The sequence below is a fragment of the Streptomyces acidicola genome (assembly GCF_009377235.1).
GTDB classification, from domain to species: Bacteria; Actinomycetota; Actinomycetes; order Streptomycetales; family Streptomycetaceae; genus Streptomyces; species Streptomyces acidicola.
The window spans coordinates 1-21616 of the sequence record NZ_VMNX01000163.1 but is presented as its reverse complement, the minus strand read 5'-3'; the positions used below and the strand labels follow the sequence as shown (position 1 = coordinate 21616).

The 21616-nt window shown below is 69.2% G+C and carries 24 protein-coding genes; 15 read left to right on the top strand and 9 right to left on the bottom strand.

Annotation, left to right across the window (positions count from 1 at the left end; translation table 11 throughout):
• Positions 1–361: 361 nt before the first annotated feature.
• The gene (locus tag FPZ41_RS32165) at positions 362–2170 is read left to right on the top strand and encodes a bifunctional metallophosphatase/5'-nucleotidase (RefSeq protein ID WP_152867140.1); all 1809 of its coding nucleotides are present in this window, start codon (positions 362–364) and stop codon (positions 2168–2170) included.
• A gap of 88 nt (positions 2171–2258) precedes the next feature.
• On the opposite strand, the gene FPZ41_RS32160 is transcribed toward FPZ41_RS32165, so the two are convergent.
• The 3 genes from FPZ41_RS32160 to FPZ41_RS32150 all read right to left on the bottom strand — a co-directional run bounded on the left by FPZ41_RS32160 (position 2259) and on the right by FPZ41_RS32150 (position 5092).
• Entirely contained in the window at positions 2259–4340 is a 2082-nt protein-coding gene (locus FPZ41_RS32160) for a pectinesterase family protein (protein ID WP_322620994.1), read from the bottom strand.
• Positions 4341–4571: 231 nt separating this feature from the next.
• Positions 4572–4874 carry a hypothetical protein gene (locus FPZ41_RS32155; RefSeq protein WP_152867145.1) on the bottom strand — a complete coding sequence of 101 codons (303 nt, stop codon included), beginning with the start codon at positions 4872–4874 and terminating at the stop codon, positions 4572–4574.
• Positions 4875–4903: 29 nt separating this feature from the next.
• Positions 4904–5092 carry a hypothetical protein gene (locus tag FPZ41_RS32150; RefSeq protein WP_152867138.1) on the bottom strand — a complete coding sequence of 63 codons (189 nt, stop codon included), beginning with the start codon at positions 5090–5092 and terminating at the stop codon, positions 4904–4906.
• Positions 5093–5221: 129 nt separating this feature from the next.
• Between FPZ41_RS32150 and FPZ41_RS32145 the strand changes: the two genes are divergently transcribed.
• The 6 genes from FPZ41_RS32145 (at position 5222) to FPZ41_RS32120 (ending at position 7989) form a co-directional block, all read left to right on the top strand.
• The gene (locus tag FPZ41_RS32145; protein WP_322620993.1) at positions 5222–6046 is read left to right on the top strand and encodes a helix-turn-helix domain-containing protein; all 825 of its coding nucleotides are present in this window, start codon (positions 5222–5224) and stop codon (positions 6044–6046) included.
• Positions 6043–6264: a DUF397 domain-containing protein gene (locus tag FPZ41_RS32140; protein WP_152867136.1), complete on the top strand. Its 222-nt coding sequence runs from the start codon at positions 6043–6045 to the stop codon at positions 6262–6264. The genes FPZ41_RS32145 and FPZ41_RS32140 overlap by 4 nt, the downstream gene beginning before the upstream one ends.
• Positions 6265–6316: 52 nt before the next feature.
• Positions 6317–6565: a hypothetical protein gene (locus tag FPZ41_RS32135; RefSeq protein ID WP_152867135.1), complete on the top strand. Its 249-nt coding sequence runs from the start codon at positions 6317–6319 to the stop codon at positions 6563–6565.
• Between the two features lie 47 nt (positions 6566–6612).
• A complete protein-coding gene (locus tag FPZ41_RS32130; RefSeq protein WP_152867134.1) occupies positions 6613–6960 on the top strand; it encodes a DUF6247 family protein in 348 nt (115 codons plus the stop codon).
• Positions 6957–7280, top strand: a complete 324-nt coding sequence (locus FPZ41_RS32125) for a hypothetical protein (protein WP_322620992.1) — start codon at positions 6957–6959, stop codon at positions 7278–7280. Before FPZ41_RS32130 ends, FPZ41_RS32125 begins: the two co-directional genes overlap by 4 nt.
• A gap of 82 nt (positions 7281–7362) precedes the next feature.
• Positions 7363–7989 carry a DinB family protein gene (locus tag FPZ41_RS32120; protein ID WP_152867133.1) on the top strand — a complete coding sequence of 209 codons (627 nt, stop codon included), beginning with the start codon at positions 7363–7365 and terminating at the stop codon, positions 7987–7989.
• Between the two features lies 1 nt (position 7990).
• Here the strand turns inward: FPZ41_RS32120 and FPZ41_RS32115 are convergent, their stop codons facing one another.
• The 3 genes from FPZ41_RS32115 to FPZ41_RS32105 form a co-directional block, all read right to left on the bottom strand.
• On the bottom strand, positions 7991–9472 hold the full coding sequence (locus FPZ41_RS32115) for a sensor histidine kinase (protein ID WP_322620991.1): 1482 nt from the start codon (positions 9470–9472) through the stop codon (positions 7991–7993).
• Positions 9469–10203 (bottom strand): response regulator transcription factor, encoded by a 735-nt coding sequence (locus tag FPZ41_RS32110; RefSeq protein WP_152867132.1) that lies wholly within the window; start codon positions 10201–10203, stop codon positions 9469–9471. Before FPZ41_RS32110 ends, FPZ41_RS32115 begins: the two co-directional genes overlap by 4 nt.
• A gap of 108 nt (positions 10204–10311) precedes the next feature.
• Positions 10312–11361, bottom strand: a complete 1050-nt coding sequence (locus FPZ41_RS32105) for a S1C family serine protease (protein ID WP_152867131.1) — start codon at positions 11359–11361, stop codon at positions 10312–10314.
• A gap of 335 nt (positions 11362–11696) precedes the next feature.
• On the opposite strand from FPZ41_RS32105, the gene FPZ41_RS32100 reads away from it, so the two are divergent.
• Positions 11697–13556: a trypsin-like serine protease gene (locus tag FPZ41_RS32100; protein ID WP_322620990.1), complete on the top strand. Its 1860-nt coding sequence runs from the start codon at positions 11697–11699 to the stop codon at positions 13554–13556.
• A gap of 130 nt (positions 13557–13686) precedes the next feature.
• Here FPZ41_RS32100 and FPZ41_RS32095 read toward each other — a convergent pair whose 3' ends face one another.
• On the bottom strand, positions 13687–14709 hold the full coding sequence (locus tag FPZ41_RS32095) for a LacI family DNA-binding transcriptional regulator (RefSeq protein WP_322620989.1): 1023 nt from the start codon (positions 14707–14709) through the stop codon (positions 13687–13689).
• A 97-nt stretch (positions 14710–14806) separates the two neighbouring features.
• Complete coding sequence (locus FPZ41_RS32090; RefSeq protein WP_152867130.1) at positions 14807–15595, bottom strand: winged helix-turn-helix transcriptional regulator; 789 nt, start codon at positions 15593–15595, stop codon at positions 14807–14809.
• A gap of 314 nt (positions 15596–15909) precedes the next feature.
• Here FPZ41_RS32090 and FPZ41_RS32085 point away from each other — a divergent pair, with 314 nt between their 5' ends.
• The 3 genes from FPZ41_RS32085 to FPZ41_RS32075 all read left to right on the top strand — a co-directional run bounded on the left by FPZ41_RS32085 (position 15910) and on the right by FPZ41_RS32075 (position 18414).
• Entirely contained in the window at positions 15910–16815 is a 906-nt protein-coding gene (locus FPZ41_RS32085) for an alpha/beta hydrolase (RefSeq protein WP_152867129.1), read from the top strand.
• A gap of 92 nt (positions 16816–16907) precedes the next feature.
• A complete protein-coding gene (locus FPZ41_RS32080) occupies positions 16908–17162 on the top strand; it encodes a MoaD/ThiS family protein (RefSeq protein ID WP_152867128.1) in 255 nt (84 codons plus the stop codon).
• Positions 17163–17169: 7 nt separating this feature from the next.
• A complete protein-coding gene (locus tag FPZ41_RS32075; RefSeq protein ID WP_152867127.1) occupies positions 17170–18414 on the top strand; it encodes a hypothetical protein in 1245 nt (414 codons plus the stop codon).
• A gap of 33 nt (positions 18415–18447) precedes the next feature.
• Here FPZ41_RS32075 and FPZ41_RS32070 read toward each other — a convergent pair whose 3' ends face one another.
• On the bottom strand, positions 18448–18768 hold the full coding sequence (locus FPZ41_RS32070; RefSeq protein ID WP_152867126.1) for a GYD domain-containing protein: 321 nt from the start codon (positions 18766–18768) through the stop codon (positions 18448–18450).
• 298 nt (positions 18769–19066) lie between these two features.
• Here FPZ41_RS32070 and FPZ41_RS32065 point away from each other — a divergent pair, with 298 nt between their 5' ends.
• From FPZ41_RS32065 to FPZ41_RS32050, 4 genes are all read left to right on the top strand, one after another.
• A complete protein-coding gene (locus tag FPZ41_RS32065; protein WP_152867125.1) occupies positions 19067–19801 on the top strand; it encodes an LmeA family phospholipid-binding protein in 735 nt (244 codons plus the stop codon).
• Positions 19802–20009: 208 nt separating this feature from the next.
• Positions 20010–20090: a putative leader peptide gene (locus tag FPZ41_RS50405; protein ID WP_350962106.1), complete on the top strand. Its 81-nt coding sequence runs from the start codon at positions 20010–20012 to the stop codon at positions 20088–20090.
• A 162-nt stretch (positions 20091–20252) separates the two neighbouring features.
• Positions 20253–21098 (top strand): sulfurtransferase, encoded by an 846-nt coding sequence (locus FPZ41_RS32055; RefSeq protein ID WP_152867124.1) that lies wholly within the window; start codon positions 20253–20255, stop codon positions 21096–21098.
• Between the two features lie 76 nt (positions 21099–21174).
• The gene (locus tag FPZ41_RS32050; protein ID WP_131563266.1) at positions 21175–21462 is read left to right on the top strand and encodes a DUF1416 domain-containing protein; all 288 of its coding nucleotides are present in this window, start codon (positions 21175–21177) and stop codon (positions 21460–21462) included.
• Positions 21463–21616 lie beyond the last annotated feature (154 nt).

Sequence of the window (21616 nt, the reverse complement as noted above, 5' to 3'; positions counted from 1 at the left end):
ACAGGTCGGGGGGTGGGTGGCGTGGGTGGTTCCGAGGCTGCGGGTGCGTCGTGGCTGGTCGCGCCCACGCGGCGGAGCCGCACATCCAGTACAGCCCCGCGCCCCTAGGTGTCGGTGGCGGAGACTCGTTCGGATGCTGCGGCTTGTTTTTGGCTTGTCGCGCCGCCCCACGCGGCGGAGCCGCACACGGTATGGGGCCCGCGGCCCCTTGGTTCGCACCCCGACGGGTGCCGGTTTCATCCCTTTGATGGGGAACCGCCCCTGATGGCAACCACTCCGTAACCTGAAGCCCCCTGTCGCGCTACGCGCGTTGACCTTACGCTGCGGGAGCCTGTTTCTCATCCGACCCTCAGAGGCACATATGTCAGCCACACCTCATGCGCGACGCCGCAGACCCCGTACGAACCGAATCCTCGCCGTGGCCGCCGGTTTGGCCACCGTAGGTACGCTCGCCGCCGTGCTCCCGGCCGCGGCCGGCGCCGCGACCACGTCCAAGCACGAAGATGCGAAGCAGGGCCGCTACCAGGACGTGCAGCTGCTGTCGTTCAACGACCTGCACGGAAACCTGGAGGCGCCCGCGGGTTCTTCCGGCCGCGTGACCGAGAAGCAGGCGGACGGCACGACCAAGACCATCGACGCCGGTGGTGTCGAGTACCTGGCCACGCACCTGCGCAAGGCGCGCGAGGGGCAGAAGTACTCCGTCACCGCGGCTGCCGGTGACATGGTCGGCGCCTCCCCGCTGCTGTCCGGTCTCTTCCACGACGAGCCCACCATCGAGGCGCTGAACAAGCTGGACCTCGACGTGACGGGCGTCGGCAACCACGAGTTCGACGAGGGCGCCAAGGAACTGGCCCGCCTGCAGAACGGCGGCTGCCACCCGACGGCCGGCTGCTACACGGACAAGCGCTTCGAGGGCGCGGACTTCCCGTACCTCGCCGCCAACGTGCTCGACGAGAAGTCCGGCAAGCCGATCCTCAAGCCGTACACGGTCTGGAAGAAGGACGGCGTCAAGATCGGCTTCATCGGGGTGACCCTGGAGGACACTCCGGGCATCGTCTCCGCCGAAGGCGTCAAGGGCCTCAAGTTCAAGGACGAGGTCGAGACGATCAACAAGTACGCCAAGGAGCTGGAGCGCCAGGGCGTCAAGTCGATCGTCGCGCTCGTCCACGAGGGCGGGCTCCCCGCCTCCACGGACTACAACTACAACTGCGACTCGCCCGGCGCCGGTGACGGCATCTCCGGCCCGATCGTGGACATCGCCAAGAACGTCACGCCGAAGGTCGACGCCCTGGTCACCGGCCACACGCACCAGGCCTACGCGTGCACCATCAACGACCCGGCGGGCAACCCCCGCATGGTCACCTCGGCCTCGTCCTTCGGCCGTCTCTACACCGACACCACGCTGACGTACGACCGCGCCACCGGCGACATCGCCCGTACGGCCGTGAAGTCCGCGAACCACGTGGTCACCCGGGACGTCCCCAAGGCCCCCGACATGACCAAGCTGATCGACAAGTGGAACACCCTCGCCGCCCCGATCGGCAACCGCGCCATCGGCTACATCTCCGGTGACATCAACAACACCGGCACCGAGTCCCCGCTGGGCGACCTGATCGCCGACGCGCAGTTCGCGTACGGCAAGGAACTCGACCCCGAGACCGACCTGGCGCTGATGAACCCGGGCGGTATCCGCGCCCCGATCACGTACGCGGCCAAGGGTTCCGAGGGCGACGGCGTGGTGACGTACGCGGAGGCCTTCACGGTCCAGCCGTTCGCCAACACCGTCAATCTGCAGGACTTCACGGGCGCCCAGCTCATCCAGGTGCTCAAGGAGCAGGTGAGCGGTTCCAACGCCGCCTCGCCGAAGGTTCTCCAGGTCTCCTCCGGGCTGACCTACACGCTGGACCTGACGAAGTCGGGCGTCGACCGTGTGGTCACCGACTCCATCAAGCTGAACGGTGCGGCCATCGACCCGGCCGCCACCTACCGTGTCGCGACGAACAGCTTCCTCGCGGGCGGTGGCGACGGCTTCCCCACGCTGGGACAGGGCACGAACGACCTGGTGGGCGAGGACGACCTCGTCGCGCTGGAGAAGTACCTGCTGGCCAACTCGTCTGCCGCCAACCCGATCGCGCCTCCGGCGGCGAATCGGATCTCGGTGGTCCGCTGACCCCATCGATTGACTCCGTCGATCACACGGCAGCCCCGCACCCCGTCAGGGGGTGCGGGGCTGCCGCGTTCTGTCTCCCTTGTCGCGCTCAGCTCGCCGTCGGCGTCCAGTCGCCCAGCCAGTCCGCGACCTCCTGGTCCGCCGCCTGGGAGTCGGTGAGGTGCGGCCGGTCGCCGCTCGCGGAACCCGATCCGGGACCGGTGTTCCTGTACTCGGCGAACCGGTCGTCCTTCCACGAGAAACCGCCCATGTCGGTCCACGGGGCCGACCTGACCGCGGCGCTCAGCGTGGACTCGCGGACCGTGGTCTGCGGGTCGAGGGAGGCGTCGCCGCCCGCGTGCCAGGGGCGGCCCAGGTAGAAGGTCCCCGCGGACACGTCGCCGTTCACGGTCGTGCGGTTGATGAGGATGCCCTTGCGGCCCGCGGCGGTGCTCGGCGCGGTGATGTAACCGGCCGAGCTGCCGTCCCACCTCTTCTTGAGAGTGATCACGGACCTGTCGATCACGGCGGTGGCCCGGCCGAAGATGAAGTCGACGTTGCCCGTGACGTAGGAGTTGGTGACGAAGACCCGGCCGAGCCTGTCCTTGGCCGCGGTGTCGAGCAGCAGCGTGTCCTGGTCGCCGTTGACGATGACCCCGTCGAGGAAGACCTTGTCGGCGGCGGTGCGCAGGGCGACGGCCTGATGACCGGACAGGCTCTGGTTCCTGGCCTCGTCGAAGTCGTTGTTGATGGTCAGGTTGCGGGCCTGGAAGTCGTCGGCCTCGACGGTCACGGACGCGCTGCCGCTGGTGCCGTACGTTCCCCCGCCCGGCTTCGGTGTGCCCGCCGCGTTGTCGTACGTGATCACGGTGTCCTTGCGGCTGGCGCCCGTGCCCTGGATGGTGACGTGCGGTTTGTTGGACGGGACCTTGACGGTCTCGCGGTACGTGCCGGGCTTGACCGCGATGACGACCCGGGAGCCGTTGCCGGCGGGCACGGCGTCGATGGCCTGCTGCACGCTGGTGTACTGGCCGCTGCCGTCCTTGGCGACGGTGATGGTGGTGGCGGCGACGGCCGCCTTGGTGCTGACGGTGTCCGTGACACCGAGTGAACTGCGGGGTCCCGTCCCGGACCTGAGGAGCGCGGGCACGTCCGCGGCGTTGTCGAGGGTGTAGCTGTAGTACGACTTCGGGTCGAACGCCGTGCCGCCGCTCTCGTTGCGCCCGCTCGTGCCGGAGAAGACGTTCCCGCGCTGGACGATGGCGGCGGTGCTGTCCTTCTGGACAGGATTCTTCATCCCCTGGAAGTAACTGTTCTCCAGGACCATCTTGGTGCTCCCACGGGAGTAGTTGCCGTAGGAGGAGTTGATGGAGGTGCCTGAGACGTCTTCCAGGTAGTTGTTGTAGAGGTGCGCCTGGGCGACGTTGTCGGTGGAGGGGTTGCGCTGCTCGGTGTCCCGGAACCAGTTGTGGTGGATCGTGAGACTGGCGGTGACGTTCTCGGTCCAGCCGATGCCGAAGGTCTTGTTGTTGTCGCTCAGCTTGTTCCAGGACACCGTCACATAGGTGGTGTCCTTACGGCTGTCGATGAGCCCGTCGGCCATGCGCCGGAGGTCGTTGTGGTCGATCCACACGTGGTGGGCGCCGTCCATCTGGACGCCGTCGAAGTCGTTGTCCTTGTCGTTCCAGACGCCCTGGTACGAGTCACGGATCGTCAGGTTCCGGATGATCACGTTGTGCACGCCCTGACCGAGGAAGAACCCGCCGCCGACGATCTGTCCGGAGGTCCCCTGGCCCACGATCGTCTTGTCGGAGGCGACCTTGATCTCCTTCCCGACCGGGTTCATGTTGATCGCCGCCGCCACGACGATGACGTACGGCTCGGTGGCGGTGGCGTACTTCTCCAGGTCGGCGAGCGTCGTGACGGTGACGGTCTTGCCGTCCCGCCCGCCATAAGTCCCGTTCTGCCCGAGGGCGTTGACGGAGGCGAACCCGTCCGCCACGTCGGCGGCCCACGCGGGGGCGGCGGCTGCGGCGGTAGTCGCGGACACCGTCTGCCGCGCGTCCGCCCCGAACATCCCGGGGGTGTTGCCGTACGCCAGGACGCCGGCGGCGGTCAGGGCCAGCGGGACACCGGCGGCCAGGGTGGTCCTCCGCCTGCGATGGCGGGCCTTGCTGCGTGTCTCACTCACGAGTTCTTCCGATCTGTGTCCGGATGTCGTGGGGGGAAGAGCCACGGAGTGGTTGCCGCCGGGGTGGGGGAGGTTGCCGCGCTTTGGGGACCCGGCCATGCGGCGGGCTGCTTGAGGCCGTGGGCTCCGGCGGGTAGGTGGTGCGCGGAGTGCGACAGTTTTCGGAGAACTGTCGCACTCCAGGCGTGGGTGGTCCGGAGACGCCGTCGACGGGCCCTCACTCGGTATGTGTCACCTCTTGCCCGCCTCGATACGCTCGCCCCGGCTGACGGCGACCCGGAGTGCGTCCCCCAGGGACTCCACCGCTCTGGTAAGCGCGAACCGCACCGCGCGCTCACCTGCCTTGGCATCGGCCAGCACTGCCCTGGCGCCCACGAGTACCTGTTCTCCGGAGCGGAGTTGAGCCGCCTCGACGTCATCGGCGAGGCGGGAGAGCGGGCCCGCCTCCCGGTCGGCGCTGAGGTAGCAGGGTTTGCCGTCAGGCGTGGTCCAAGGGAGGAGACGGGGGTGATCGATCCCGTCCGGACCCACCATGACGAGTGGTCGTACCTCGTCGTGGGATGTCATACGGCGACCTCCACTCCATGCCACCGCCGCAGCCTGCGCTCACGCTGCGGGGCAGTCAACGTCCGTTCAGAGCCGCTGGGTTGGTCGTGTACGGCACGGTGGCGTCCCTGCGTGGGCAGCAGGATCCGCACGAGGGCCAGCAGGAGTGACTCGCAGAGTTCGGCGATGGCCATGCGTACGCGCATGTCGGCGCCCTTCCTCGGTGGGGGTGACGAGCGGTGATTACCGTTCGTGCTCTGATCGTCACTGCTTGCACGTACGCTGCGGAAGGGGGTCGGCGTTGTCTGCGGCCCCAGGCAACCTTGAGGGGTGAGGTGGGCGAAGTGGTTGACGCGGAACGGGAGTCGGGGCGGGCCGTACTGGGACGGACGCTCAAGTTCCTGCGGGAGAAGGCCGGTAAGTCGCTGGGGCAGTTGGCCGACGAGACGGGCTACGACAAGAGCTACCTGTACCGGCTGGAGGCGGGCGAGCGGCTGTCCAAGGTGACCGTCATGGAGGACTTGGACGGGTATTACGGGTCCGGTGACCTGCTGGTTCACCACTGGAAGGCGGCGCGGCTGGACGCGTTCAAGGACCAGTACAAGCGGTTCATGGAGCTGGAGGCGACGGCGCGGATCATGTGGATGTTCACGCCGGGTGTGCCCGGGCTGTTGCAAACTGAGGATTTCGCTCGTGAGGCGTTGTCTGGGCCCCAGGCAACACCAGAGGACGACGACTGGGTGGAGGAGCAGGTGGCGGCCCGTATCGGGCGGCAGTACCTGCTGCGGCAGAAGCCGGAGCCCAACGTCCGCATCATCATGGACGAGTACGCGTTCCGGCGCCCCGCGGCCCTCCCGAAGACTTGGGAGGACCAGTTGCTCCGTATTGAGGCCGTCGCGATGTGGCCGAACGTGACGCTTCAGGTACTGCCCTTCGTGGCGGGGGTCCATCACCACATGCACGGATCACTGACGCTGCTGTGGCAGAAGGACGGAAGTGGTGTTGCCTACACGGAAGGCAACACCCGTGGCGAACTGACCGACGAACAAGACGGGGTTCTGCGGCACCGATTGTCCTACGATCGGCTCCGGGACTTGTCGTTGTCCCCGTCGGACTCGCTGACGTTCATCAGGGACGTACTGGAGGAGCACAGATCATGAAGCACACGCCCGATCTCAGTGCCGCTGCGTGGCGCAAGTCGAGCTACAGCGACGGGGGAGCCAACAACTGCGTCGAGGTCGCCGACGGCTACCCCGGCATAGTCCCGGTCCGCGACAGCAAGACTCCTACGGCCCGCCCCCTGGTCTTCTCGGCGTCGTCCTGGTTCGCGTTCATGGACGGCGTCAAGGGCGAGGCGGGTGCGCACACCTGCGGGTGAAGCGGGCGAGAAACGGAGACGGGGAGGGGTGCGGCCCGGTCACGGTGATCCCATGCAAGAGATCACGACCACAGACCCCTCTGCGGCTCAGCAGCTCACCACCGATCAGCTCGCCGAACGTGTCGCCGCCATCCGCGAGACACTGCGCGAGCGGATGGGCTGCCCGCTGACTGACGAGGAACTCGATCAAGGGCCGGACGTACTGGCCAACCTGTACGCCCTGGCCGCTGAGAAGATGCGCGCCCAGGGCCAGCTGCCTCCGCCTGAGTGGGTGCGCGGACATTCCGCGCGGGGACGGTGAGCGCGGTTATGGTCGTACACACGGCGCGTCGAAGGAGGACATCGATCATGGCTGCCCACGCTGCGGAACTCGATCCCGTCGTCCCCCCCATGCCCGAGCGGAACCCGAAGGCGCTGCATGAGGCCATCGCCGAGCACGCTCCCGAGCTCCTCCCTGATTTCGACGCGCACTGGAAGCGGGCCATCGGCGACACGTTTGACCTTGGTCCGGTACCGGCATTCGTGGCCCGCTGGTGGGTCGAGTACGCGATTGCCCGTGATCCCAAGCTCGACGCTCACCTGCACGACCTGGAGCAGCGGGCGGCGGAGTCCACCGACTTCGCCGAGGCCAAGGCCCTCCTCGAAGAGGCGTCGAGGATCCGCCACAAGGCGCTGAGGACGGAGCCCGGCGAGTGACCGACGAGTTCATGGGGCCGCCCTGGCAGATGGACTGGAGGTTCGATGCCCTCGCTGCACGCGATGCGCTGCCTGACCACGTTCGTGAGATGGTCGACGCGGCGCGTGCCGAGCTGGTCACAGCGAAGGACCCGTACTTCCGAGGCATCGAAACCGATGCAGATCTGCCCGACGGCATGTGGGTCGAGCCAGCACGGTCAAGCAAGCCTAAGGGCGCTCACGTGTTCTACCTGGACCACGGACACGGCTGGCTCACCTACACCTTCGTGCCGCGCACAGAAGACCCACAGATCATCGTGGAGCAGGTCTTCTGGCAGTGAGCGGTGAGTTCGGCTCGCACCGCCTCCGTCCGCTCAGAAAAAGGGCGGGCGACAAAGATCGCCCGCCCGCCAGACTGACCCCATGACCACCTCGGAAACCGCCGCACCCGACCCCAAAGCCGACCTTCACCGCTACCTCCAGGAAGCCCGCGACGCCCTGCTCTGGAAGCTCGACGGGCTCTCGGAGTACGACGTCCGTCGGCCGATGACGCCGACCGGGACCAATCTCCTGGGCCTGGTCAAGCATGTGGCCAGTGTGGAGCTGGGGTATCTCGGCGAGACCTTCGGGCGGCCCTCCGGTGAGCCGATGCCCTGGCTCGATGAGGGGGCCGAGGTCAACGCGGACATGTGGGCCACCGCCGACGAGTCGCGCGAGTACATCGTGGGGCTCTACCGCCGGGCGTGGGCGCATGCCGATGCGACGATCGACGCGCTGGCGCTCGACACGATCGGCAGGGTGCCGTGGTGGCCGAGTGACAAGAACGAGGTGACGCTGCACCACGCCGTGGTGCGGGTGATCGCCGACACGCAACGGCACGCCGGGCACGCCGACATCGTCCGGGAACTCATGGACGGCGCCGTGGGCGAGAAACAGGGCGACAACAGCATCCCGCCCGGGGACCCGGAGTGGTGGGAGAGCTATCGAAGCCGACTGGAGCGCGTGGCCAGGCAGTCATCCGCCCAGGACGCCCAGGACGCCCAGGAGTAGCTCAGGGCAGTTCGGGCGGCGGCGTGGGCGCCCCCGGCAGCCGTACGGTCGCCCGGGTGCCGCCGCCCTCGGCTCGGGCCAGGGTCACCTCGCCGCCCGCCTGCCGGACCGTGCGGGCCACGATCGACAGGCCCAGGCCCGAGCCCGGCAGCGCCCGCGCGCTCTGGGAGCGCCAGAAGCGGTCGAAGACATGGGGGAGTTCCTCGGCGGGGATGCCGGGGCCGTGGTCGCGGACCGTCAGGACGCCGGCCGCCAGGGTCACCTCGATCGTGCCGCCCTCGGGGCTGAACTTCACGGCGTTGTCGAGGATGTTGACGATCGCCCGCTCCAGGGCCGCCGGTTCGGACCGTACGTACCAGGGATCGAGGGCCGAGGTGATCGTCAGCTCCGGGCCGCGCAGGCGGGCGCGCCGCAGCGCCGACTCCACCGTGTCCTGGAAGTCCACCACCTGTACGCGGTCGCCGTGCTGCGCGTTGTCCGAGCGGGACAGCTCCTGAAGGTCGCCGATCAGGGAGGCCAGTTCCGTCATCTGCGCCTTGACCGAGGCGAGCAGCGCCTTGCGGTCCGCCTCGGGGATCGGACGGCCCGTCTCCTCGCTGCGGGTGAGCAGCTCGATGTTCGTGCGCAAGGACGTGAGCGGTGTGCGGAGTTCGTGGCCCGCGTCCGCGATGAGCTGTTGTTGCAGGTCCCGGGAGTCGGCCAGGGCGCTCGTCATCGAGTTGAACGAGCGCGACAGGCGCGCGATCTCGTCCTCGGCGTCGTCCTCCACGGGGATACGGATGGTCAGATCCTCGGTGCGGGCGATGTGCTCGGCGGCGTCGGTGAGCTTGTCGACGGGGCGCAGGGCGGCGCGGGCCACGAACAGGCCCGTCGCTCCGGCGCCCGCGACGCCGATGCCGGAGACGAGGAGGAGCAGGAGGGCGAGGTCGTTGAGGGTTTTCTGGGTGTTCTCGAGAGGCGTGGCGACGACGAGCGCGTAGCCCTCGTACGGCACCTGATCCGCCAGACCCTGACTGACCACGAGCGGCAGCGTCATGACCCGCACGGTGTCGCCGTTGCCGTCGGTCCCGTTGCGGAACGTGAGCTCGTCGTACTTCGGGTGTCGGGCCACGTCCTTGTCGCTGTCGGCGATCTTCACGACGCCGGCGGAGTTCGAGAACACGCACATGGTGCCGTCCGTGCCGACCACCTGGAAGTACATGGACTTGGGCTGGGGGCCAAAACCGGGGCCGTCGCCCTGGGACTGCTCGTTCGGCTCCTGCGGGCACGTCTGGATGAGGGTGCGCGCGTCGTCGGCCGTCGTCACCGGCCTGTGCGCGACCCGCTGCAGGTCACCGTCCACCTCGTCGTACAGCTTCTCCTGCACCACGAACCAGCAGCTCACCGAGACCGCCGCCACGGCGAACGCCACCGCCGCCGCGACCAGCAGCGAAAGCCGTGCCCTCAGGGGGAGCGACCGGTACCGGCGTAGGACGTTCCTCACTCCACCCCACCCGACCGCAGCACATAACCCACCCCGCGCACGGTGTGCACGAGGCGGGGCTCGCCGCCCGCCTCCGTCTTGCGGCGGAGGTACATGACATACACGTCCAGCGAGTTCGAGCTCGGCTCGAAGTCGAAGCCCCAGACCGCCTTGAGGATCTGCTCACGGGTGAGCACCTGGCGCGGGTGCGCCATGAACATCTCCAGCAGCGTGAACTCCGTACGGGTCAGCTCGACGGCCCGGCGCCCGCGGGTGACCTCACGGGTCCCGAGGTTCATCCGCAGGTCGGCGAAGGTGAGCGACTCGTCCTGCTGGGCAGCGGCGGCCACGGCGGCGGCGTACGAGTTGCGGCGCAGCAGCGCACGGATGCGGGCGAACAGCTCGTCCAGCTCGAACGGCTTGACCAGGTAGTCGTCGGCCCCGGCGTCGAGTCCGGTGACACGGTCGCCGACCGTGTCGCGGGCCGTCAGCATCAGGATGGGGGTCGTGTTGCCCGCGCCCCGGATACGGCGGGCGGCGGTCAGCCCGTCCATCCGGGGCATCTGGATGTCCAGGACGACCAGGTCGGGCTGGTACGCGGTCGCCTTCTCCAGGGCGTCGGCGCCGTCCACGGCCGTCTCGGTCCCGTACCCCTCGAAGGCCAGGCTGCGCTGGAGCGCTTCGCGCACGGCCGGCTCGTCGTCGACGATCAGGATGCGCTGGGGTTCGCGGTCGCCTTCGGCGGGGCTCATGGTGTGTGTCGTTCCTCGGGTGTGCTGGGACGTGTGACCTGTCGGGGGCCTTCAGCCTCGCACGTTCGGGGGCCCTGGCGGGGGTGACGGCCGTCTCGGGGGTGCGGCTCAGCTGTCGGAACCGCCGGCCCGCAGCGTGCTCAGGTCGGACTTCACCGTGTTGATCGGGATGGCGAAGCCGAGGCCGACGCTGCCGGCGTCGGAGGAGGACTGGGCCGCCGAGTACATCGCCGAGTTGATGCCGATGATGTTGCCGTTCATGTCGATCAGCGCGCCGCCGGAGTTGCCCGGGTTCAGCGAGGCGTCGGTCTGTATCGCCTTGTACGTCGTCGTGGACGAGCCGGGGTCGCCGTTGAACTGCTGCCCGCCGAACTCGAACGGCCAGTCGCCGCCACCGCCCGGACCACCCTGACCGCCCTGTTGCTGCTGCCCGTCGCCCGTGGCGACCGTGACGTCCCGGTCGAGCGCGGAGACGATACCGCTGGTGACCGTGCCGGTCAGGCCCTCGGGGGAGCCGATCGCGACGACCTGCTCGCCGACCTGGACGTTGCCGGAGTTGCCGAGCGTGGCCGCCTTCAGACCGGAGGCGTTCACCAGCTTGATCAGCGCGAGGTCCTTCTTGCTGTCGGTGCCGATGACCCGGGCCTTGTACGACTTGCCGGTGCTGGTCGTCACCTTGACCGAGGAGGCGTCGGCGACGACGTGGTTGTTGGTGATGATCTCGCCGTCCGTGGTGATGATCACGCCCGAACCGGTGGACTCACCGGCGTTCGAGCTCGCGTTGATCTCCACGATGCTGGGGCTCACCGCCTTGGCGACCCCGGCGACGGTGCCCTTCTGGCTCGCGGGCACGACATTGGTGGCGCTCGTGGTGCTGCTGGAGGCCGCGGTGCTCGTGCCGGTCAGCTCCTGGATGCCGTACGCGGTGCCGCCGCCGATCGCGGCCGCGACGATCGCGACGGCCGCGAGCAGGGCCATCGGACCGCGGGCGCGCTTCCTGGCGTTCGAAGGCTCCTGCGGCTGGGGCTGGTAGATCGGAGGGGGCGGCCATTCCGGGTTCACCGGGGAGGCGGAGGCTTGCTGCTGGGGGTACGCGGGGTGCTGTCCGTGACCCTGGGGGTTCTCGTACTCGCCGCTGCGGCGGAAGCTCTCGGTCATGACTCCGAGCTTGGCGCGCGTCCATGAGAGGTCCCTGAGTACCGGCTGAGAAGCCCGACAGAAGCTCGTATGCCCGATGTAAGGACGTGAGGACAGGTTAACGGCTGGTGGCCGTGACATGAGGTCTCGGAAGGTGTCGGGCGAACTCTTGTTTGGATACCGGGACAGCGGTGCGCACAGGGACATTTGGTGCCTATGATCATCCGCGCCGGAGGGGGGCTCCGCGGTATCGCCACCTGTGTACGTCATGACCACGTCATGCGCGCAGGTCTGGCCTGTGCGTTGTCCGGCCCTTCTCGGGCCCCAGACGACACCTCGCACCCCAGGAGCCCTGAGTGATACGTGCCCCGCGCGGCCGCCACAGACGTGCAGTCACGGCACTGCCCGCGGCCGCCCTCGCGCTGGCGCTGAGCTGCGCCGGCGCACTCGCGACGCCCGCGAGCGCGGCCGACGGACCGGCCACCCTGCCCGACCCGGGCGTCGCCCGGCAGCAGACCGCCGGCCCGAAGCCCACCGCCTCCGACGCCGAACTGCGCGAACGAGCCGCAGAGGCGGCCAAGGCGGAAGAGGCGAAGGAAGAAGCGGCGAAGGAAGAAGCGGCCAAGGCGGGCGAGAAGCCTTCCGACTCCGCCAGTTCCTCCGCGTCCCCCGACTCCACGGACTCCGCGGACTCTCCCGAGTCCTCCGAGCAGCAGTCCCCGTTCATCATCGGCGGCACCGAGACGACGATCTCCAGCGCCCCGTGGATGGTCCAGCTCTACTACTACGACGATGTCGCCGACGAGAGCTACTTCTGCGGTGGCACGCTCGTCGCCCCGAACAAGGTCCTCACCGCCGCCCACTGCGTGGCAGGCCTGGACTGGCAGCAGTTCGGTTCCGTGGTCTCGGGAACCACCGACCTGCTCGACGGCTCCACGGGAACCGTCGCCGGCGTGTGGCGCCAGTGGAGCCACCCGAAGTACGACGAGTCGACCATCAAGAACGACGTCGCCGTCATCACCCTGGACCGCCCCCTGGAGCAGGCCTGGCTGCGCCTGGCGGCCTCCAACGACAGCTCGCTCTACACCCCCGGCACCGCCGGCACGGTGTACGGCTGGGGCCTGACCTCCGGTGGCGCGGACGCCGAGCTGTCCCCGAAGCTCCGCAAGGCGAGCCTCAAGGTGGTCGCGGACTCGACCTGCAACACCGCCATGCAGAACGTGCTCGGCGAGGACCTGTTCGCCGAGGGCTCGATGATCTGCGCGGGCACCCCGGCCACCGGCGGCGACGCGGGCACCATCAGCCCCTGCAACGGTGACTCCGGCGGCCCGCTGGTCGTGAACGGCAAGATCATCGGCATCGTCTCCTGGGGTGTCCAGGGCTGCACCGGCGAGGGCGCCTACCCCGTCTTCACCAAGGTCTCCTCGTACACCTGGGCGGCCCAGCCGCGCATCGACGACACCGACCTGAGCTACGACGGCCGCGCCGACCTGCTGGCCCGCACGCCGTCGGGCAACCTGTTCCAGCAGGACAGCAAGGGCACGTCGCTCGCGACCCGCGCGTACCAGGGCAACGGCTGGGAGTACGCCAGCTGGGCCATGCAGGCCGATCTGGACCGGGACTTCTACCAGGACCTGATCATCCGCGACAAGACGGACGGCAAGCTGTACCGCAGCTACCTGGACCACTCCACCTGGGAGTGGACCTGGATGCAGATCAGCTCGGTCTGGGGCGGCTACAAGTCGTACGCCATCCCCGGCGACCTGACCGGTGACGCCCGCCCCGACCTCGTCGCCCTGGACGCGGACGGCTCGGTCTACCTCTACCCGGGCAAGGGCAACGGCCAGTTCAACAGCAAGATCAAGGTCGTCTCCGGTGCCTGGAAGGGCATGAAGCTGATGGGTCGCGGTGACCTGTCCGGCGACGGGAAGGCCGACCTGCTGGTCCGCTACCCGGACGGCACCCTGTACCTCTACCGCGGCACGGGCAAGGCCTCGGCCCCCTGGTCGTCCCGCATCAAGGCCCGCACCGGCTGGAACTTCACGTCCTACGTCACCAACGGCGACGTGAACGGCGACGGCATCGCCGACGTCATGGCCCGCGACTCGGGCGGCACCCTGTGGCTGTACCGCGGCACGGGCAAGGCGTCCAGCGACCTGTTCTCGTCGAGGATCAGCCTGGGCACAGGCTTCAACCAGTACAACATGTTGTTCTGACCCCACCCGGAGGCGCCGTCTGAGCGCTCCCGGAAAGCCAGTGGCCCCCGCATCCCTTCCGGGACGCGGGGGCCACTTGCGTTTTCCTACGGCTTCCTACGGCTTCCTACGGCTTCCTACGGCGCAGGCGCTACTCACACCCGCAGGACCGTCGCACAACCAACCGCGACGGAAACAGCTTCACCCGCTCACGACGCGACCCGGCCACCCGAAGCCCGTCGTCCAGCACGAGATCGACCGCCGCACGCGCCATCGCCGGACGGTCCGACGCCACCGTCGTCAGCGGCGGATCGGTCAACCCCGCTTCCTTCACGTCGTCGTACCCGGCCACCGCCAGCTCCCCGGGCACATCGATCCGCAGCTCCCGCGCGGCCCGCAGCACACCGATCGCCTGGTCATCGGTGGAACAGAAGATCGCGGGCGGCCGACGGGGCCCGGCGAGCAGCTCCAGAGCGACCTCGTACGCGTCGTAGCGGTTGTACGGCGCCTCGAAGAGCCGTCCCTCCGTGGAGATCCCGGCATCGGACATCGCGCGCCGCCACCCCTCGACGTGGTCGGAGACGGGGTCACCGACCAGCGGGGTCTCCGCGATGCCGCCCACACAGGCCACGTACTCGTTCCCGTGTTCCAGCAGGTGCCGCACGGCCTCCTGCGCGCCCCCGATGTCGTCGGTCACGACCGCGACGTCGTCGATCGCCTCGGGATGCTCGTGCAGCAGTACCACCCGCGCGTCCCACGCCTCGATCTCGGCCGCGGCGTTGTCACTGAGCGCGTGGCTGACGAGGATCAGCCCGGAGACCCGCATCCCGAGGAAGGCCCGCAGATAGTGGACCTCGCGCTCGGCGACGTAGTCCGAGTTGCCGACGAGGACCATCTTGCCGCGCTCGGCGGCCGCCTGTTCGACCGCGTGCGCCATCTCGCCGAAGTACGGCTGGCGCGCGTCCGGCACGATCAGGCCTATGAGCTCCGTCCGCCGCGAGGCCATGGCCTGGGCGACCCGGTCGGGCCGGTACCCCAGTTCCTTGATCGCGGCGAGGACACGCTCGCGCGTGGCCGGGGCGACCGGCCGGGGTCCGTTGTTGATGACATAGCTGACGACGGCAGTGGAAGTCCCCGCCAACCGCGCCACGTCATCCCTAGTCACCTTGGCCACGCGCGGAGTCTACGCGGATTGCAATGCTCTGGGCAGGGCGTACCGGTCCCAAGCCGGCGCCAACCCGCGCGGCGGCCCCGTACGCCCCACGCCAGTGCTACGCGTCCGCGGCCACCTCGGCGGTCTCCGCCGTGTTCAGGTGCGCCGTCTCGTCCGCATCCTCCGGCTTTGGCCGGGCCGCCGCGGCCTTCGACTCGTCCTTGCTCCGGTCCGCCTTTTCCGGAGTAACGAATCGATAACCGACGTTCCGGACGGTCCCGATCAGTGACTCGTGCTCCGGTCCGAGCTTCGCGCGCAGCCGTCGTACGTGGACGTCGACGGTCCGCGTGCCGCCGAAGTAGTCGTAGCCCCAGACCTCCTGCAGCAGCTGGGCGCGCGTGAAGACGCGGCCCGGGTGCTGGGCGAGGTACTTCAGGAGCTCGAACTCCTTGAAGGTCAGGTCGAGGACGCGTCCCTTGAGCTTGGCGCTGTAGGTCGCCTCGTCCACCGACAGGTCGCCGTTGCGGATCTCCATGGGGGAGTCGTCGCTGACGATCTGCTGGCGGCCCATGGCGAGCCGCAGCCGTGCCTCGACCTCCGCCGGACCGGCGGTGTCGAGCAGCACGTCGTCGATGCCCCAGTCGGCGGTGACGGCCGCGAGGCCGCCCTCGGTGACGACGAGGACGAGGGGGCAGCCGGGCCCGGTCGAACGCAGCAGCTGGCACAGGCTGCGGACCTGCGGGAGGTCCCGGCGGCCGTCGATGAGGATGACATCGGCGCCGGGGGTGTCGACGAGGGCGGGGCCTTCCGCCGGAGCCACTCGCACGTTGTGCAGGAGCAGACCGAGAGCGGGAAGCACCTCCGTCGACGGCTGGAGGGCGTTGGTCAGGAGCAGCAGAGAGCTCATCGCACCCCACCTGCCCAGGTCGTCGTCTTCGGATCGTGCACGGATCGCTCGCCCATAACGTCTGGTTCCTCCTCGGTCCCTGCGAGGACGTTTACGGCACTGCCTGGTACTGCTGGGTACTGCCCGTTGCGTGCTCGGTGCGGTGCGAATCGCCGCCCTCGGGATCCGCCTATGCGATCGATGCCCCGTACACCTGCGGTTTCCCGCGTCGTATACAACGCTTCCGAAAGCACAAAAGGACCCGGGGGCTACGCTGCCCGAGTCCTCTGCCCAGCAGAATAGCCCACAAGAGCACTGGTCCGGCAGGTCATGTGATGCGATCCCCCTCCTTTCCGAACTCTGAGACGGCCTCTCGTGCCCCTTTCCGGAGGTTTCTGCGCACGCTCGACGGCGTGACGATCGATTCCGTATACGAGCCGGCATCTCTTGTATACGAAACCGAATACGACGCCGGAAGGCCACCTTCGCGTGACCTGGTGTTCGTGGTCGCCCATGGCTTCACGGGCGATCTGGAGCGCCCGCACGTACGCCGGGTGGCGCGCGCCCTCGCCCGGTACGGAGCCGTGGTGACCTTCTCCTTCCGCGGCCACGGGGCCTCGGGCGGACGCTCCACGGTCGGCGACCGCGAGGTGCTCGACCTGGCGGCGGCGGTCGCCTGGGCACGGGAACTCGGGCACACACGCGTGGCCACCGTCGGCTTCTCGATGGGGGGCTCGGTGGTACTGCGGCACGCGGCGCTGCACGGCCGCGCGGCGCACGAGGGGCGCACGGAGGCATGTACGGACGCGGCACGTACGAACGAGGCGTACGAGGTACGTACGAATGAGGTACGTACGGACGCGGTCGTCTCGGTGAGTGCGCCCGCCCGCTGGTACTACCGGGGCACGGCTCCCATGCGGCGGCTGCACTGGCTGGTGACCCGGCCCCTGGGCCGCGCGGTCGGCCGCTACGGCCTGCGCACCCGCATCCATCACCGCGAATGGGACCCGGTGCCCTCGTCCCCCGTGGAGTCGGTGCCCCTGATCGCCCCGACCCCCCTCCTCATCGTCCACGGCGACCGGGACGGCTACTTCCCGGTGGACCATCCGCGGATGCTGGCCGCGGCGGCCGGCGACCACGGCGAACTCTGGCTGGAGCCGGGGATGGGCCACGCGGAGCACGCGGCCGACGACGGGCTGCTGACGCGGATCGGCGCATGGGCGGCGGCAGCCGCACCCTAGGCCCTGTCGTCACACTCCCGCCTGCCTCGCGACGACAGGGCCTAGCCTCCCGATAGCCTGACCGTGTTCACCACAACCGATCGAGGGACGAGATGGCAAAGGGCACGGTGCGCTACTGGGCAGCCGCCAAGGCCGCCGCGGGCGTCGCCGAGGAGCCGTACGACGCGGTCACGCTCGCCGAGGCACTGGACGGGGTCCGCGAGCGACACCCCGGCGAACTGGTCCGCGTCCTGCGGCGATGCTCGTTCCTCATCGACGGTGACCCCGTGGGCACCCGCGGACATGAGACGGTACGGCTGGCCGAGGGCGGCACGGTCGAGGTGCTCCCACCGTTCGCAGGAGGGTGACGCGATCATGAGCAACCAGCCGTACGGCGCCCCGTACGAGGGGTACGACCCTTATCAGCAGCAGTCCGGCCACCAGCCGCACCCGGACCACCAGCAGCAGGGTCACCAGCCGCAGCCGGGTTACCAACAGCCCGACTGGCAGGGCCACGACGAGACGCAGGACGCCCAGGCCCAGCAGTACACCCAGCAGTGGGAGGGCCAGACCTGGGAGACCCAGGCGCACATGCCGGTTGCCCCGGCGGACGTGACGGAGACGGCATACCTGCCGCCGCAGAGCCCTGTTCAGCCGCCGGCTCCCGGCATGGCCGCACAGCAGGCAGGGGCGGGCCACCAGCAGTACGCACCCCAGCAGCCCCCGTCATACGAGCCTCAGCAGCCCTCGTTCCATGGCGGAACCGCGTCCCATGACGGAACCGCCACTCCGGCTCCCGCGCAGTCCGGCACCGCCCCGGAAGCACCCGCCTTCGGCCCGGCCACCCTCACCGGCAACGCCCGCGTGACCGACGCCCAGCGCGCCCGCGCCGAGGGCCGGTCGCCGATCATCGAGCCCGGGGCACAGCCCGCGCTGATCACCGCCGTACTGGGGGCGCTGCTCTCGGGGGCGGCGGTGATCGGCCAGTACGCGCTCGTCGTCCCCCTGGTGATCCTCCAGGCCGTGACCGCGGCCGGCTGGTTCCGGCTGAACGGCATGTGGCCCGCCCGGCAGGGCATCGCGCTGGCCTTCGCGGGCGCGGTGACGGCGGACGTGGTGCTGCTGGTGGCGGGCCGGGAGAACGCGCCTGCCGCGATCCTCGGCACGCTCGGCGTCTGGGTGCTGCTGACCCTGGTCCTCCAACTGCGCAGCCACGCCGACCCGGACGAGCGCATGTACGGCCTGATGGCCACGGTCACGTCGGCCGCGCTGTCGATCATCGCCGCCGGGCATCTCGCGGCCGCGCCGGACGCGGTGTCGGTCGGTGCGGGCGCGGTGGCCGTGGCGATCGTGGTCCGTGCGCTGCCCCTGCCCACGGTGGTCTCCGTGGCGGCCGCCCTCCTGGCGGGCGCGGGCGCCGGCCTCGTGCTCGGCGGCATGACCGAGGTCGGCACGCAGGGCGCCTTCCTCGGCCTCGGGGCCGCAGTCTGCGCCCTGATCGGCCACCGCGTCGCCAGCTACGACTACCCGTCCCGCTTCGTCCACATGACGGCGGGCGTGGCCCTGCCCCTCACGGCTGCGGCCCCCGTGGTGTACCTGCTGGGGCGGGCGCTGGGGTAGGGCAGGGGGCGCGGGCCCACGAGTCCGGCCGCCTTACTTGCCGGGGGCGCGGAAGCTCACCTGCCGGCGGGCGGCCTCGTCGATCTCGTCGAGGGTGAGCAGAGGGGTGGCCCGGGTGTGGACGGCGCCACTGGCCTTGACGTTGAGGCTGACGGCGGCCATGGCGACCGGGTCGGGGAAGTCGACGATGAGCACGAGGTCGTCCTCCCCGAAGGCGAAGTACATGGCCTCGACCTTCCCGCCGAGGCCGGTGACGATCTGCTCGACGGCGGCGCGCCGGCCACTCGCGCCTTCGCTGAGCAGACCCTTCGTGCCCTCGGTCGTGTAGGTGGACTGAATGAGGAATTTCGGCATGGGAACGCTCCCTGATCTTCCTGGGTCTTCCTGATCTCCGACTGTCCGGTACGGAGAATGGGCTTCCCGCTCTCGCGTCGGTCGCCGCTCACCGGACGGCCGGATTCACCCGTTGGAAGCCGGACCTCCTTCCGCTGATCGCCGCCACTTGATCAGCAAGCCCGCAAACAGCGCACCGGCCGAGCCGGGTCCGGATTACGCTCGCACCCGACGGCCGCCCAGGTCGTCGACGACCGCGGACGACCAACGACCGACGACTGCCGACCGCCGAGTGGAAAGCGTGGGGGAACACCGAGACATGCGCGCACTGCGAATACTTCTCATCATCGCCGTGGTCCTGGGCGGCCTGTTCGTGATCGCGGACCGGGTCGCGGTCAACTTCGCCGAGGACCAGGCCGCGCAGAAGGTGCGGACCACCGAGGGCCTGTCCACCGACCCGGACGTGTCCATCAAGGGCTTCCCCTTCCTCACGCAGGTCGCGAGCGGCGAACTGGACGACGTCCAGGTCGGCATCAAGGACTACGAGGCGGCCACGGGCACCGGCACCGCGAAGATCCGTATCTCGGACCTGAAGGCCGACATGCGCGGCGTGGTCTTCGCCGCCGACTACGGCTCGGCCACCGCGCGGAGCGCCACGGGCACCGCCACCATCCCGTACGACGAGCTCCTCAGGGCCGCGAAGTCCGAGCCCACCGATGTGAGCCCCGGTGTCTCCGGCCAGGTCGTCGGCCTCTCCTCCGGCGGCGACGGCAAGATCAAGGTCGAGGTCGAGGCCACCGTCCTCGGCAACAAACTGCCCAGGCCGGTCTCCGTGCTCAGCACGGTCAGCGTCAAGGGCGACACCGTCGAGGTACGCGCGGACTCCATCCCCGACCTGGGCATCGACCTCGCCGAGAACACGCTCCGCTCGGTCACCGACTTCCAGCAGAAGATCGACGACCTGCCCGGCGGCATCAAGCTCGACAAGGTCGAGGGCGGTAACGATGGTGTGGAGATCACGGTGAAGGGTTCGGACGTGAAGCTGGCGGGGTAGCACGGTCCATCGGGCAAGGCTGTGCGGCACCGGTGTCCGAAAGGCGAGACGCTGTCGTCCGTACAGCAGATGTGACGGTTGCCAAGCCGGGCCGGAATCCCGGCGCCACCCGCCCCGGTGGCTCATCCATCCCGCATCCCGGACGATCGCATCTCACTATGTGATGCACCGGTGACACGCCCGCCCGTCCGTCCTTACGATCGCAGTCATGAAGCGACAGGCGGATCTCACGAAGCGGCGGGCAGTAGACCTGTGCCGCGTCGCCGCCATGCTCTGTCGCGCTGTCTGACCGGAAGTGCCGCCTCCCGGTTCCCCGGCCCTCGAACTGACCCAGGGCCACCCGTGCGCCGCACAGGCCGGCCGGTTCCATGGCCCCCATGGCCCGGGCCGAGCGCCCGCACCCGAAATCTCCACGCACATCCCGCCGCAACTGCCCCGGAGGAGAAAGAGCATGAGCCGCAGCGACGTCCTGGTTGACGCCGACTGGGTCCAGGAGCGCCTGGACGACCCGACGATCGCCATCGTCGAGGTCGACGAGGACACGTCCGCGTACGAGAAGAACCACATCAAGAACGCCATCCGGATCGACTGGACGAAGGACCTCCAGGACCCGGTACGCCGTGACTTCATCGACCAGGAGGGCTTCGAGAAGCTCCTGTCGGAGAAGGGCATCGCCAACGACACCACGGTGATCCTCTACGGCGGCAACAACAACTGGTTCGCCTCGTACGCCTACTGGTACTTCAAGCTGTACGGCCACGACAACGTCAAGCTCCTCGACGGCGGCCGCAAGAAGTGGGAGCTGGACGCCCGCGAGCTGGTCGACGGCTCCGAGGTGCCCGAGCGCGCGACGACCGAGTACAAGGCCAAGCCGCAGGACACCTCGATCCGCGCCTTCCGTGACGACGTGGTCGCCGCGATCGGTGCGCAGAACCTGGTCGACGTCCGCTCGCCCGACGAGTTCTCGGGCAAGCTGCTCGCTCCGGCGCACCTGCCGCAGGAGCAGTCGCAGCGTCCGGGGCACGTCCCGACCGCCCGCAACATCCCGTGGTCCAAGAACGCCAACGACGACGGCACCTTCAAGTCGGACGACGAGCTCAAGGAGCTCTACGCCGAGGAGAGCGTGGACCTGGCCAAGGACACCATCGCCTACTGCCGGATCGGCGAGCGCTCCGCGCTCACCTGGTTCGTGCTGCACGAGCTGCTCGGTGTGGAGAACGTCAAGAACTACGACGGCTCCTGGACCGAGTACGGCTCCCTCGTCGGCGTGCCGATCGAGCTCGGCGCCAACAAGTAAGCAATCCGCGAGCAAGCAACCTCGCTCGCGAATAACCACCCGACCGACCCTCTGGTCAGAACCTCTGGAGAAACACATGTGTGGAGCGAAGGCCGGCGGGCCGGACGCCTCGACGATCAAGCCCGGTGAGACCACCATCCAGGGCCAGGTGACCCGTAACGGCGAGCCGGTGGTCGGCTACGTCCGTCTCCTGGACTCGACGGGCGAGTTCACCGCCGAGGTGCCCACCTCGGCCACCGGACAGTTCCGGTTCTACGCGGCCGAGGGCACCTGGACCGTACGTGCCCTCGTCCCCGGCGGCACCGCCGACCGCACGGTGGTCGCCCAGACGGGCGGCCTGGCGGAGGTCGCGATCGCCGTCTGACCCTGTCTGACAGGTCTGACTGACAGGCCTGGCAGGTCGGACAGATCTGACGGCACCGATGGCACCGACTGTCGAAGGGCCGCGTCCCACGGGTTGAACCCCGGGGCGCGGCCCTTGCCCGTACCCGGCCCACACCCCGCCCCCCGGGGGGCAC

Excerpts from the sequence above, each read along its gene's own strand:
- FPZ41_RS32165 (WP_152867140.1), top strand. The coding sequence starts at position 362 with ATGTCAGCCACACCTCATGCGCGACGCCGCAGACCCCGTACGAACCGA.
- FPZ41_RS32155 (WP_152867145.1), bottom strand. The coding sequence starts at position 4,874 with ATGGTGGGTCCGGACGGGATCGATCACCCCCGTCTCCTCCCTTGGACC.
- FPZ41_RS32150 (WP_152867138.1), bottom strand. The coding sequence starts at position 5,092 with ATGCGCGTACGCATGGCCATCGCCGAACTCTGCGAGTCACTCCTGCTG.
- FPZ41_RS32140 (WP_152867136.1), top strand. The coding sequence starts at position 6,043 with ATGAAGCACACGCCCGATCTCAGTGCCGCTGCGTGGCGCAAGTCGAGC.
- FPZ41_RS32135 (WP_152867135.1), top strand. The coding sequence starts at position 6,317 with ATGCAAGAGATCACGACCACAGACCCCTCTGCGGCTCAGCAGCTCACC.
- FPZ41_RS32130 (WP_152867134.1), top strand. The coding sequence starts at position 6,613 with ATGGCTGCCCACGCTGCGGAACTCGATCCCGTCGTCCCCCCCATGCCC.
- FPZ41_RS32120 (WP_152867133.1), top strand. The coding sequence starts at position 7,363 with ATGACCACCTCGGAAACCGCCGCACCCGACCCCAAAGCCGACCTTCAC.
- FPZ41_RS32110 (WP_152867132.1), bottom strand. The coding sequence starts at position 10,203 with ATGAGCCCCGCCGAAGGCGACCGCGAACCCCAGCGCATCCTGATCGTC.
- FPZ41_RS32105 (WP_152867131.1), bottom strand. The coding sequence starts at position 11,361 with ATGACCGAGAGCTTCCGCCGCAGCGGCGAGTACGAGAACCCCCAGGGT.
- FPZ41_RS32090 (WP_152867130.1), bottom strand. The coding sequence starts at position 15,595 with ATGAGCTCTCTGCTGCTCCTGACCAACGCCCTCCAGCCGTCGACGGAG.
- FPZ41_RS32085 (WP_152867129.1), top strand. The coding sequence starts at position 15,910 with ATGCGATCCCCCTCCTTTCCGAACTCTGAGACGGCCTCTCGTGCCCCT.
- FPZ41_RS32080 (WP_152867128.1), top strand. The coding sequence starts at position 16,908 with ATGGCAAAGGGCACGGTGCGCTACTGGGCAGCCGCCAAGGCCGCCGCG.
- FPZ41_RS32075 (WP_152867127.1), top strand. The coding sequence starts at position 17,170 with ATGAGCAACCAGCCGTACGGCGCCCCGTACGAGGGGTACGACCCTTAT.
- FPZ41_RS32070 (WP_152867126.1), bottom strand. The coding sequence starts at position 18,768 with ATGCCGAAATTCCTCATTCAGTCCACCTACACGACCGAGGGCACGAAG.
- FPZ41_RS32065 (WP_152867125.1), top strand. The coding sequence starts at position 19,067 with ATGCGCGCACTGCGAATACTTCTCATCATCGCCGTGGTCCTGGGCGGC.
- FPZ41_RS50405 (WP_350962106.1), top strand. The coding sequence starts at position 20,010 with ATGAAGCGACAGGCGGATCTCACGAAGCGGCGGGCAGTAGACCTGTGC.
- FPZ41_RS32055 (WP_152867124.1), top strand. The coding sequence starts at position 20,253 with ATGAGCCGCAGCGACGTCCTGGTTGACGCCGACTGGGTCCAGGAGCGC.
- FPZ41_RS32050 (WP_131563266.1), top strand. The coding sequence starts at position 21,175 with ATGTGTGGAGCGAAGGCCGGCGGGCCGGACGCCTCGACGATCAAGCCC.